This is a genomic window from Streptomyces shenzhenensis (genome assembly GCF_021462265.1).
Taxonomy (GTDB): Bacteria; Actinomycetota; Actinomycetes; order Streptomycetales; family Streptomycetaceae; genus Streptomyces; species Streptomyces shenzhenensis.
The window spans coordinates 1-11,620 of sequence record NZ_JAJONF010000095.1; the positions used below are offsets into that span (position 1 = coordinate 1).

At 70.9% G+C, this 11,620-nt stretch carries 13 protein-coding genes; 5 read left to right on the top strand and 8 right to left on the bottom strand.

The features are described 5' to 3' along the window. Positions 1 to 133: 133 nt before the first annotated feature. Positions 134 to 559 carry a hypothetical protein gene (locus LQ326_RS46065; RefSeq protein WP_234545192.1) on the top strand — a complete coding sequence of 142 codons (426 nt, stop codon included), beginning with the start codon at positions 134 to 136 and terminating at the stop codon, positions 557 to 559. Here the strand turns inward: LQ326_RS46065 and LQ326_RS46070 are convergent. The 3 genes from LQ326_RS46070 to LQ326_RS48165 all read right to left on the bottom strand — a co-directional run bounded on the left by LQ326_RS46070 (position 498) and on the right by LQ326_RS48165 (position 2,801). Continuing rightward, positions 498 to 1,349, bottom strand: coding sequence for a class I SAM-dependent methyltransferase (locus LQ326_RS46070; protein WP_308402174.1), 852 nt, complete (start codon positions 1,347 to 1,349; stop codon positions 498 to 500). The genes LQ326_RS46065 and LQ326_RS46070 overlap by 62 nt on opposite strands. 448 nt (positions 1,350 to 1,797) lie before the next feature. Next, complete coding sequence (locus LQ326_RS46075; RefSeq protein WP_234545193.1) at positions 1,798 to 2,682, bottom strand: VOC family protein; 885 nt, start codon at positions 2,680 to 2,682, stop codon at positions 1,798 to 1,800. Further along, positions 2,679 to 2,801 (bottom strand): hypothetical protein, encoded by a 123-nt coding sequence (locus tag LQ326_RS48165; protein ID WP_268208424.1) that lies wholly within the window; start codon positions 2,799 to 2,801, stop codon positions 2,679 to 2,681. The genes LQ326_RS46075 and LQ326_RS48165 overlap by 4 nt, the downstream gene beginning before the upstream one ends. Before the next feature lie 11 nt (positions 2,802 to 2,812). On the opposite strand from LQ326_RS48165, the gene LQ326_RS46080 reads away from it, so the two are divergent. Then, the gene (locus LQ326_RS46080; RefSeq protein ID WP_234545194.1) at positions 2,813 to 3,067 is read left to right on the top strand and encodes a hypothetical protein; all 255 of its coding nucleotides are present in this window, start codon (positions 2,813 to 2,815) and stop codon (positions 3,065 to 3,067) included. Between the two features lie 426 nt (positions 3,068 to 3,493). Here LQ326_RS46080 and LQ326_RS46085 read toward each other — a convergent pair whose 3' ends face one another. The 4 genes from LQ326_RS46085 to LQ326_RS46105 form a co-directional block, all read right to left on the bottom strand. Then, a complete protein-coding gene (locus LQ326_RS46085; RefSeq protein ID WP_234545195.1) occupies positions 3,494 to 4,864 on the bottom strand; it encodes an MFS transporter in 1,371 nt (456 codons plus the stop codon). A 91-nt stretch (positions 4,865 to 4,955) separates the two neighbouring features. Further along, positions 4,956 to 5,969 carry an NAD(P)H-quinone oxidoreductase gene (locus LQ326_RS46090; protein ID WP_234545196.1) on the bottom strand — a complete coding sequence of 338 codons (1,014 nt, stop codon included), beginning with the start codon at positions 5,967 to 5,969 and terminating at the stop codon, positions 4,956 to 4,958. Next, a complete protein-coding gene (locus LQ326_RS46095) occupies positions 5,966 to 7,579 on the bottom strand; it encodes a bifunctional 3-(3-hydroxy-phenyl)propionate/3-hydroxycinnamic acid hydroxylase (RefSeq protein ID WP_268208425.1) in 1,614 nt (537 codons plus the stop codon). Before LQ326_RS46095 ends, LQ326_RS46090 begins: the two co-directional genes overlap by 4 nt. 3 nt (positions 7,580 to 7,582) lie before the next feature. Beyond that, on the bottom strand, positions 7,583 to 8,440 hold the full coding sequence (locus tag LQ326_RS46105; RefSeq protein WP_234545197.1) for a fumarylacetoacetate hydrolase family protein: 858 nt from the start codon (positions 8,438 to 8,440) through the stop codon (positions 7,583 to 7,585). Between the two features lie 117 nt (positions 8,441 to 8,557). On the opposite strand from LQ326_RS46105, the gene LQ326_RS46110 reads away from it, so the two are divergent. The 3 genes from LQ326_RS46110 to LQ326_RS46120 all read left to right on the top strand — a co-directional run bounded on the left by LQ326_RS46110 (position 8,558) and on the right by LQ326_RS46120 (position 11,229). After that, entirely contained in the window at positions 8,558 to 9,280 is a 723-nt protein-coding gene (locus LQ326_RS46110; RefSeq protein ID WP_234545198.1) for a GntR family transcriptional regulator, read from the top strand. Continuing rightward, entirely contained in the window at positions 9,277 to 9,744 is a 468-nt protein-coding gene (locus tag LQ326_RS46115; protein WP_234545199.1) for a hypothetical protein, read from the top strand. Before LQ326_RS46110 ends, LQ326_RS46115 begins: the two co-directional genes overlap by 4 nt. A 690-nt stretch (positions 9,745 to 10,434) precedes the next feature. Further along, positions 10,435 to 11,229, top strand: coding sequence for an IS5 family transposase (locus tag LQ326_RS46120; protein WP_234545200.1), 795 nt, complete (start codon positions 10,435 to 10,437; stop codon positions 11,227 to 11,229). On the opposite strand, the gene LQ326_RS46125 is transcribed toward LQ326_RS46120, so the two are convergent. Further along, a partial coding sequence (locus LQ326_RS46125; RefSeq protein WP_234545201.1) for a hypothetical protein occupies positions 11,177 to 11,620 on the bottom strand: 444 nt, incomplete at its 5' end. The two genes, LQ326_RS46120 and LQ326_RS46125, sit on opposite strands and share 53 nt — an antisense overlap.

The following is an 11,620-nucleotide window of genomic DNA, read 5'->3' on the forward strand; positions in this document are numbered from 1 at the left end:
GGAAGTCGCAGCGCTGGGCGCAGCAGGACCACCGGGACACCTCCGCGAGAGAGGAAGTGTCCGCCGGGCCCCCTTTGGACAGAGGACAGCGGGCTACGGGGATCATGGAGCACCGGTCACAGGAGGAGCGCGGGTGCGGCTGACGATCGACACCGAGGCGGACACCTACGAGCAGACGATAGCCGCCGTCCAGGCCGCGTTCGGGCTGCGCCCGGCCGTCCCTGCCGCCTGGCCGGACGCACCGGCCGCAGTCCGGCGCCCCGGCCCGCAGGACCTCGCCGACGACGCCCTTGCCGACGGCTGGACGGACCAGCTGCTGTTCCACATGATCGCCTCGCTGGTGCCCGGGGCCCGGGCAATCCTGCGCCGGATCACCGAGCTGGGCGGCACCGCCCCCAACGACGGTCAGCGCGCGTATGACTGGCTGGCCGCGCATGAAGCTAGCTCCACTCATCAGGCCCCCTTGGAATCGATCACCAAGGGAACCGGGAGGCGCTCTACCGGCGGACCGCCGAGATCAGTCCGCCGGGCCGCTCCTCGCGCTGCGGTGGGGTGCTGATCGGGCGGCCGTAGGCGGCAGCGCACTCGTGCAGGGTGTGGCTGTCGGCCTCCCAGCCGTGCCCGGCCAGCCAGCCCACCGGGTCGTCGGGCATCTCCGAGACCCACATGGACGCCGCCGATCCCGGGACGGCGTCCGCGCCGAAGCGCTCGATCACGCCGCGCGAGCCCAACGTCAGCCCCATCCAACTGCCCGCCGCCGACTGCGCGCTGATCCGGGCCAGCAGCAGCTCCACCGCATCCTCGGGCAGATAGATCAGCAGTCCTTCGGCAATCCACACGGTCGGCACCGCCGGGTCGTGCCCCGCAGCAGCCAGCGCGCCTGGCCAGTCCTCACGCAGATCCACCGCGACGGTGATCCGCTCACAGCATGCGATCGCCCGCTCCTGGCGCAACACCGCCGCCTTGAAGTCCAGTGGGGCGGCGGTGTCGACCTCGAACAGCCGGGTGCCCTGGGGCCAGTCCATCCGGAAGGCCCGGCTGTCCATGCCGGCGCCGAGCAGCACGACCTGCCGGACCCCGGACGCGGAGGCCTGCTGCAACAGGTCGTCGAGGAACTTCGTCCTGATGACGATGGAGAACGACACGGCCAGCCAGCGGCGTCGCGCGGCCTCGTCATCGGGCAGCGGCGGCGAGGAGGGCCACAGGCCGCCGGCTGCAGCGAAGGCCTGAGCAAACGGATCGCGGAACAGCGCGTTCTCCCGCTCGGTCTCCAGCGCCCGCACCCGGGCCACCCCCACCGCCGTGGCCCACACTCCCGACGGCTGCACCCGCTCCTGCTCATCAGTCACCGCGCCAGCTTAGGTGATCGATTCAGGGGCCTGATGAGTGAAGCTAGCTTCATGCGCGGCCAGACGGTCGTGCGCGCACTGACCGCCTACGATCACTTAAACCACCATCAGGCGAAGATCAGCAGTCACCCTGCGTACGTGACCACAAGAAGTGGACCAGAGCCCGCACTGAGATACAAAGCCACAAGGGGCTGGCACCGCTCCGGGCCCCGCGCTGTCCGTCGGGTTCGGGGCCCGGAGCGGTGGTTCGAGCGGGTCAGCGCTCAAGGACGAGCGCCAGGCCCTGGCCGGCGCCGGTACACAGGGCCGCCAGTTCGACCGGCGCCGGTGATGCGGCGAGGTCGAGTGCGGCGTCGTCCGGCGTCGAGGCCGTGTACCGCGTCCACGGGAGCGGCGCGCGTGCTGCGGCGGTGCTGCTCCCGGTGGCGGCTGTACGGGCGGTGCCCGGTCAGATCAGGCTTCGGTGTCCCCAGGCGCTGATGTGGTCGTACTCGGCGACCTGCCAGTTCTCGTCCACCTCGACCGCGCCCCAGCCGAATTCGTAGTCGAAGCCCGCGGGGGTGCGGGCGTAGAAGGAGAACATGCGGTCGTTGGGATGGCGTCCCAGGCTGCGCGGGATTTCCAGGCCCGCGTCGAGGGCACGGTCGAAGGCCATGCCGACGGAGTCCATCAGGTGGGCCTGCACCATGAAGTGCAGCAGCTTCTTCGGGTAGGTGGAGCGCTCGGGGCGCTGCACGAGCGCGATGGAGTGGTGGCGGCGGTTGCAGTGCAGGAAGAGCGCGCGGGCCTCGCCGCTGGGTGTTTCGTGGAATGCGCCGTCGCTGAGCTCGAAGCCCAGCACGTCCAGCCACAGGGCGCGGGCGGCAGCCAGGTCGTCGACCATGAACACGGCGTGGCCCAGTCCCTGGGCGCCGGTGAGGAAACCGCCGGGCACGAGCGGGGAGTCGAACGGTTCGCGTGCGTGGCGGGGCGAGTGGACAAGTTCCACGCGTACCGCGCCCGGGGCGGTGAACCAGACCAGCTCGGCGACGCGGCGGGTGGCGCACAGTGCCTTGTCGCCGTGCTCGACGGCCACCCCGGCGTTCTTGAGCCGGTCCACGGTCCGGGCGAAGACGGTGGGGTTGACCGCACAGAGCCCGACGGCGGCGATGTCGTCGTACTCGGCGGGCTGGATCTGGACGCGGAACTGCCAGGTGTCCATCCGGTAGGAGCGGGTGCCGTCGTCGTCGCTCGGCCCGGCCATCAGGCCGATGGTCTCGCGCAGGAACGAGTCCCAGGCGTCGGTGTCGGTGGAGCCGACGACTAGGTAGCCGAGTTGCAGTTCTTCCTTCACGACATGTCCTTCTCGGTGTTCTGGTATTCGGTCAGGTAGAGGAAGTCCTCGCGGACGGGCGCGAGGAGGCCGATGTCGAGGACCTGCTCGTCGCCGACCGGTTGTGCGGAGTGCGCCACCCTGCGGGGATGTGCAGGACGCTGCGGGCGGGCTGGATGAACCGCTCGGCGCCGAAGCTGGGCTGGTCGAAGAGGTGGAAGTGCGGGCGGTGGGTGGTGAAGCCGGGTTCGAAGCGGTTGACGGTGACGAGGCAGTGGTCGCCGCGGGCGGCCAGGCGTGCGAAGCCCTCCCGGACCTCTTCACGTGGCAGGTCGTCGAACCGGTAGGAGCGGGGGCGGCGTCCAGGGTGCCGCTCACCGCGTACCTGCGATCCGGCCGGCGTTGACGAAGACGCGGACCACTGCCGTCAGCCTGGACGTACTCGTCCGGGCAGTCGTTCACGGCCAGGGGGTTGGTGGGGCCGGCGCCGTCGTCTTCGCGGCGGGTGCAGCGGTGTGGTCCGCGGCCCTCCGGCGATTTTCTCGCCGCTGGACTTGGGGCAGTTGCCGGTGTGCAGGTGGCGGCCGGTCGGAGCCGCACGCCTCTGGCCACTCGCGGATGGCTTCCCGGCCTTCGGGCGGTCTTCCCGGGCCGGTGCGGGCACCGGCGCCTCGGTGCGGAGGCCGGCGGGTCCGTCCGGGCCGCGGTGGCCGAGCGGACGGGCAGGCCCGGTGACGAGATCGTGCGGGGGCTGCGGCTGCGTGGGACCCACCGTTTCGGCCGACCGGGTGTGGAGTGCGCCACGGCGGGTCACCTCGTTCCTGTGAATGGTTCAGGGGTTGGCAGGTCGTGTCACCGGCACCCGCGGCGGCATTGCTCGGTCAGGCTGATCAGTGGTGCCCAGATCGGCGAGGTAGCTCTCCCGAGTCCGCCAGATCGCCGCGGCGCTGAGCAGGCACACGCCCGCGGCGAAGAGTGCGACCAGGCCGATCCGACCGCTCCCGCCGGCCGCGGCGAGCAGGCTGGAGGCGATGAGGGGCGCGAAGCCCGCCCCGAGTGTGGCTGCGAGCTGGTAGCCCAGCGAGGCTCCGTTGTAGCGGGAGCGGGTACCGAACATCTCGCTGATGAAGGCGGCCATCGGTCCGTACAACGCCGGCTGGAGGATGACGTTGACCAGGATGAAGGCGAGGAAGAGCTGTGGTGTCCCGCCGCCGAGCAGCGACATGACCGGAAACGACGCGGCTGCCAGGCCCAGGGCTCCGGCCAGCATGACGGGTCTGCGGCCGACGCGGTCCGACAGCGCCGCGTAACCGGCGACCGCGCCGATCTGCAGAGCGGAGGAGATGGTCTGGGCCAGAAGCACCGTGGTGCGGCCATGACCGAGGTCAAGCGCATAGATGATCATGAAGGTGGCGGCCAGCGACTGCCACACCAGTGCACCGCAGCCGCTGATGCAGGACAGTGCCACTTGCTTGGGATAGTGGCGCAGCACGGTCAGCAGCGGAGCCTCCGAACGCTCGGTGGCCTCCGCAACCTCGCGCTCCGCCTCGGAGAACAGCGGGCTCTCGGTGACCTTCAGCCGCACGAACAGTCCGCATGCGAGCAGCAGGACGCTGAGCAGGAAGGGAATCCGCCAGCCCCAGGAGAGGAACTGCCGCTCCGGCAGGGTGGAGAAGACGGTGAAGACGCCGGTGGCCAGGACAGCGCCAGTCGGTCCGCCCATGCCGGCGAAGGCGGCGGCCAGGCCCCGTCGATCCGGCCGGGCGTGTTCCATGGACATCAGGGTCGCGCCGCCCCACTCGCCGCCGACGGCCAGACCCTGCACCAGACGCACCGTGACGAGCAGCACCGGTGCCCAGAAACCTATCTGGTGGTAGGTGGGCATCACCCCGATGAGGAAGCTGGCGACGCCCATCAGCGACATGGTCAGTATGAGCATCGACTTGCGGCCGACGCGGTCTCCGAAGTGGCCGAACACGATGCCGCCGAGGGGGCGGGTGACATAGCCGGTGGCGAGGGTCGCGAACGCCGCGATGGTGCCCAGCGCCGGGGAGAGGCTGGAGAAGAACAGCTTGTCGAAGACGAGGGCGGCTGCGGCCCCGTAGAGCAGGAAGTCGTAGTACTCGATGGTGCTGCCGAGAAAGCTGGACCACGCGGCGCGACGGGCGCGCCGATCGCGTGTGGCGGTTTTCTCCGGGGACATCTGCGGCTCCTTTGATGCAGACGGTGGTGCCTGGGGACGGTGGGCGGATCAGTCGGGCTGGGTGGGTGTGGGGCTGTGGGGGTGGCAGAGGTCAGGTGGACCGGCGTGGCGGAGGGGATGGGTGCGGGTCGCGGACGAGCAGGACGACCTTGCCGACGTGTTCGCTCGCTTCGACCACGCGATGGGCCTCCGCGGCCTGGGCGATGGGCAGCTGCCGGTCGATGACCGGTCGCAGGGCACCTGCCTCGACCAGTGGCCACAGATTCGCACGTACCTCCTCGACGATCCGGGCCTTCTCCTCGCGGGTCCGGGCTCGCAGGGTGCCGGCCGTCACGGTGAGGCGGCGGCGCAGCATGGGGGTCATGTCGAGGTCGGCGTGGCCGCCGCCGAGGAGCCCGATGACGACGAGGCGGCCGCCGTCGGCGAGTGCGGCGGGGTTGCGGGTGAGGTAGGGGCCGCCGATGCAGTCGAGGACGAGGTCCGCTCCCCGGCCGCCGGTGTGCTCGTGGACGAGGGAGACGAAGTCCTCACGGTGGTAGTCGACGGCCACCGCACCCAGCTCGCGGCATCGCTGGGCTTTGCGGGGTGAGCCGACGGTCACGATCGGCTTGGCGCCAAGGGCCTTGATGAGTTGGATGGCGAAGACGCCGATGCCGGAAGCCCCGCCGTGGACCAGGACCGTTTGCTGTGCGGTGAGGCCGCCGAGGGTCACCAGGTTGAGCCAGACCGTGCAGAGTGCTTCGGGCAGCGCGGCGGCCTCCGCGAAGTCCAGGCCGCCGGGCAGCGGCAGCAGTTGTCCGGCCGGTACGGCCACGCGCTCGGCGTAGCCTCCGCCGTCGAGGAGTGCGCACACCCGGTCTCCGACCGCCACTTCCTGGATGCCGGGGGCGACTTCGACGACGGTTCCCGCGCACTCCAGGCCCAGGATCGGCGTGGCGCCGGCTGGTACGGGGTAGCGGCCGCGGCGCTGGTGCAGGTCGGCGCGGTTGACCGCGGTCGCCGCGACCTCGACGACGACTTCGCCACCGGCGGGGCGGGGGTCGGGCGCCTCGCCCCAGACCAGAGTCTCGGGCCCGCCGGGAGCCAGGACGGTGATCGCCTTCATGACACCTCCGCCTCGCGTTCGGCCCAGTGGGCGGGCCAGGTGCCACTGGTCCACTGGGAGAGGAGCTGCGCGACCAGGTCGGCCTGAGAGGGGGTGAACGCGGCCGCGATGTAGCGGTCGGGCCGCACCAGCAGCAGCCGGGGGACGTCGCCGGGCGGCGGGAACGGCAGCAGCGGCTCGGTTTCCGCCACGGTCGGGGTGTCGGTACCGGCCGGGGGCACCTGGCCGACGGGCAGCACCGTCAGCAGGCGTGGCGCGAGTGCGGCGAGCAGTGACTTCTGCACGGCCCTGATGGCGTCGGGAGCGGGCTGCTGCGCCAGGAGCACGACCGACCAGCCCGGTCCAAGCAGGTGGTCCAGGGGCCGGCCGGTGCCGTCCGAAGTGACGGTTCCCGGTTGCGGGAGGGGAATCCCGGCGAGTCCGGGCCCACTGCCGGGGCGGCGCACGAGGCAGCCTTCGGTGAAGCGGGCCGCGGGCAGGAACCGCATCTCTGCCAGGTACCGGTGCAGCGGCGGTACGACCCGGGTGGCATGGGCGGCCATGTCACGCAGCCGGGCACGCAGCGGATGGGTGGTCATGATGTGCGCGCCGAGGCGGACGGAGACGTTCACCATGGCCGCGCTGTGCGGGCGCCGTTCCGTCTCATAGGTGTCCAGGAGGGCGTCGGGGGCCCCTGCCCGCAGCACGGCCGCCAGCTTCCAGGCGAGGTTGCGGGCGTCGCGCAGACCGGAGTTGAGGCCTTGCCCGGCGAACGGTGGCATCATGTGGGCCGCGTCGCCGGCCAGGAAGACCCGGCCGGCGCGCCAGCGTACAGCGACCAGGCGGTGCGCGATGTAGACGGCCTTGCGGCGGATATCGGCGGGCCTCAGTGGTGCTGTCCGGTACGGGGCCACCAGACGGGCCAGGAAGACGTCGTCGAGCACGGCCTCGCGGTCCTCGCCGGCCAGCAGCATGAACTCGTAGCGGCACCGCCCGCGGACTCCCGGGACGATGACGGTGGGTCGCTGCGGGTCGCAGTGGAACCGCGACGTGCGATCCGTGTGGGGGTCGTTGTCTACGTCCAGGACGATCCAGGGCTCGATCTGGGTGGACCCGGACATGGGGATCCGCAGCAGTTCACGGACGGTGGAGCGGCCTCCGTCACAGGCGACGAGGTAGTCCGCGCTGAGCAGGCTGCCGTCCTTGGTGCCGACGACCACGGCGCCGTCGTGCTGCTCGACGGTGGTCACGGTCACCCCGTGGCGCAGTTGGATGCCGGGCCGCCGCTGGGCCGCGGAGTGCAGCACACGCTCCAGTGCGGGCTGGTCGAAGAAGTTCTTCGGCGGGTGGCCGAGCCGGCTCCGGGCCGCTCTGGTGGCGGCCAGCAGGCGGCCGTCGGCGCCGAAGTAGCGGGCGTCGCAGTTCCACACCACATCGGGAGCGAGCTCCTGAAGCAGGTCCAGCGCCTGCAGGGTGCGGACAGACTCGTCGGCGAGGGAGACCGCGCGCGGCTCGTTGCCCGGGCCCGGCTGGCGTTCCAGGACGGTGACGTCGACGCCGTGATCGGCGAGCAGGTTGGCGGTGGTCAGTCCGGTGGGGCCGGCGCCGACCACGATCACGTGGGGCGCCATCGGTCAGGCCTCCCCGATGACGGGGTTGCGCAGCGTCCCGATCCCGGAGATCTCGACCTCCACCACGTCGCCGGGCTGCAGGAACACCGGCGGCTCGCGGAACAGGCCGACGCCCCCCGGGGTGCCGGTGACGACGACGTCGCCGGGGGCCAGCGGTGTGAACGTGGAGACATACGCGATCAGCTCCGGTATGGAGAAGATCAAATCACTTACGCGGGTCGACTGGCGGACCTCGCCGTTCACCCGGGACACCAGCTCCAGGGCGACCGCGTCGGGCACCTCGTCCGCGGTCACCAGGGCCGGCCCGAAGCCGCCGGTGTCGGGGAAGGTCTTGCCGGGCACCCACTGGCCGGTGTGCCGCTGCCAGTCCCGGACACTGCCGTCCTGATAGCAGGCGTAGCCCGCGATGTGCGCGAAGGCGTCCTCGGCCGGAATGCGCCGCCCGCCCGTGCCGATGACGACGGCGAGTTCGCCCTCGTAGTCGAAGGCCTCCGTCTCGGCCGGCCGGACCAGTGGCTGGTCGTGGCCGACCTGGGAGTCGGCGTAGCGCGGGAAGATCGTCGGGAAGGAGGCCTCGGGACGAGACGTCTCCTCGCGGTGCGTGCGGTAGTTGACCCCGGCGCAAAGGATCTTCGCGGGGTCGGGGACCGGCGGCAGCAGCACGGCATCGGCGAGCTTGATGTCGCCGGTGCGGCCCTCCGTTGCGGCCCGGAGCTGTTCCAGCGCCCCGGCGGCGAGAACGGCTCGCACCGAGGGGAGTTCGGCGCCCAGCAGAGGACCGCAGTCGATGATCGCCTCGCCGTCCCCCGTGAGCCGTCCGAAGCTCGTACGCCCGTTGTGGCGGAAGGTGACCAAGCGCATTGCTGCCTCCGTAAGTGCGTCGTTCGCGTTACGGTGTCATTTCTAGGGAGCGAGAATCGATTCGTCAATAGGTAAACGTTTTGGCTCTTGGTAGTCGTGTCTGGCTAGACTGTGCGCATGGCTAAGCGAGGCAAGGCGATGACGCTCAACGAGGACATCTACCGGCGTGTCCGTGGCGACATCCTGGCCGGGCGGATCCGCCCGGGAGACCGGCTCAGTCCCGCTGAGCTGCGGGAGCGGTTCGGTGTCAGCCTCGGGGTGATCCGGGAAGCGTTGACGAAGCTGGCCGAGCAGAAACTGGTGGTCGCGCGCGGCGGCCAGGGATTCAGCGTGGTCACCCTGTCGGCCGGGGAACTCCGCGACCTGACCCTGGTCCGGGTCGACCTGGAGACCAGGGCACTGCGACTGGCCATCGAGCGCGGCGATCTGTCCTGGGAGGGCGAGGTGGTCTCGGCCCACCACCGCCTGGCACGGACACCCATGCGCGAGTCGGCCGACCCCGAGCGCACCAGCGAGGACTGGGCGGCGGCGCACACGGCGTTCCACGAGGCGCTGATCAGTGCCTGCCAGGTGCCGCTGCTGCTCGACTTCTGCCGCACCCTGGGAGCGGCCACCGAGCTGTACCGGCGCTGGTCGGGACCGGCCGCCGCCAGGTTGGCGGCCCAGCGCCCAGTCGCCGAAGAGCACCTCGCGATCATGGAGGCTGCGGTGGCCCGGGATGCGGACCTCGCCGCCGAACTGTTGGCCGAGCACTACCGGCGCACCCAGCAGATGCTGGTCGAGGGCGGCTTCACCCTGCCCGAACCGGCCGGCGAAGCCGCAGCCCGGTTCGCGGAGTGAGCCCTCCCCTGCGGAGCGGCATCCGGGCACGACCCGCTCCTGCAACGGCGTTCGTGGTGCGGCGGTTCGTCGACCGCGGCCTGCTGGTCGACCTGAGCGCGAACCCGTACGGGACGCTGCACCACCCCGACCAGGTCACGGAGGTCTGCCGACGCGAGGACCTCGCGGACCTGGTCGCCGCCGACACCCCGCTCGGACCCGGGCAGGGCGCCGCCCGGCTCCTGGTGCGCCGCGCCGACTTCGACCACCTGGCGCGGCTCGGATGGGTCCGCTCCCCTCAGTCGATCGAGGTCCGCTTTGGCACCAGCCGGGCCGGGGCCGTCGACGTCGCGCTCTACACCACGGCGTCCGTCGACGCGATCGTCCCCGCCCACTCCGAGGTCGACTGGGAGCAGCCGCGCGCGGTCAAGAAAGGCCAGCGCTCCCCGCTCGCGGCGCTGGCGAAGCAGGCCGCCGCGGCGTGACGCCGGCAGGCCCCGTTCGCTGGACGGGGCCTGCGGAGCAAGGTCGAAGCCTCCGGGACCAGTTGGCCCCGGAGGCTTCCGGGTGCGAGTAGTCGGCGTACAGAAAATCCCGGTGAGGTTGATCTTGACCTTCCGGAGGGGGCGACCCCGCCATAGCCTCCTTCGGATCGCAGGGCGGGAGTTACTCGGCACCTGAGTCCTCGCTCGCTAACGGCTCGGCTTCAAGGTGACGTGCGCCACAGTGGTTCCTCTTTCGCGAAATGACGATGCGGCCAGCACCTCGCGCCCGGACGACGCGGGGGGGGGTGGTGCGGTCCGGTCAGACCGGCGCGCTGAATCGTCACTTAAATCAACCTGGACTCCCAACTGAACTTGCAGCCTGTTGTCCTCGCACCTGGTGATCTCGCATGAATGGTCTTAGAAGCCGTATCTCAACCGATCTTGGAACGTGCAGGTCGAACTGAGTTCCTGGTCCGGTGATCTTCTGCCGGTACGCGCATGAAGGCAGGGCCTCCTGGTAGCTCGGGGGTGCGATCCCATTCCGAGCGGTTCCCGGAGGCCCTGTTGTCGTTGTTGTACGCGTCCGAGCCCGTTGACTTCAACTCGCCCGTCGTGTCGTGCGATTGTCTCGCGCACCTGTACGGCAACGCAGCCGATCATCCCGATCGGGTGCGCCGGTATCCGTCGGACATGACGGACGCGGAGTGGGCGGCCGTGCGGCCATTGTTGCCGGTGCCGGCCTGGCTTCAGGGGCGGGGCGGACGGCCCGAGGGCTACTGCCATCGGCAAGTGCTGGACGCGATCCGTTACCTGGTCGCGGGCGGGATCTCCTGGCGGGCACTGCCCGCGGACTTCCCCGGCTGGGGCCGGGTCTACGCCTTCTTCCGGCGCTGGCGCGAGCACGGGCTGATCGCCGAGTTCCACGACCGGCTGCGCGGGAAGGTCCGTGAGAATGAGGGCCGCGAGGCCGGGCCCACGGCCGGGATCATCGACGCGCAGTCGGTGCGGGCCGCCGCAACGGTGCCGGCCTCCTCACGCGGCTACGACGGCGGGAAGAAGGTGCCGGGCCGCAAACGGCACATCGTGACCGACACCCTCGGCATGCTCCTGGCCGTCACGGTCACCGCAGCGAACATCGGCGACCGGGACGCCGCGGCGGGCCTGCTGACCAGGCTGCGCTGCCTGCACCGCGACATCACCCTCGTCTGGGCCGACGGCGGCTACACCGGCGGCCTCGTCGACTGGTGCCGGGACAAACTCGCCCTGACCTTGGAGATCGTCAAACGCACCGACGACATGACAGGGTTCGTGGTGCTGCCCAGGCGCTGGGTGGCAGAGCGCACGTTCGCGTGGCTGATGCACTCCCGCCGCCTGGCCCGGGACTACGAGACCCTGCCCGCCACCAGCGAGACGATGATCCGGTGGTCGATGGTCACGCGGATGAGCCGGCGTCTGGCGCGGCCACGGGCTGTCGGCCGGCACTGAATGCCCCCGACGTCTCCCGGAGGAGCCATCCGCGCTCTGCCAGGCGCCGGGCTTTCGACCGCAGCCCCTCGACCTTCGCCGACGTCGCCCCAAGGCCCAGCTCCACCGCGATCTCCTTGGCCCGAAGCGGCCCGTGACCCATGGACCGCCGCTGTTCCAGCACGCGCAGAATCCGCTGATAGTCCGACGCCAGAACCGTCACCGGCAGCCCTTCCCGCCAGGACGGCACCGCCGAGCCCGGCGCCGGCGCGAGCGACGGCACCGCTTCCTCCTCCGCCTCGGTCGTGGTCACGGCAGTGGACTCGGCCGCAGAGACTGCCAGGGCCTCGACCAGCTCCTCCCGCGCGATCACCCGCCAGTCCAGCTCGATCTCCGCGGCCTCCAACACCTC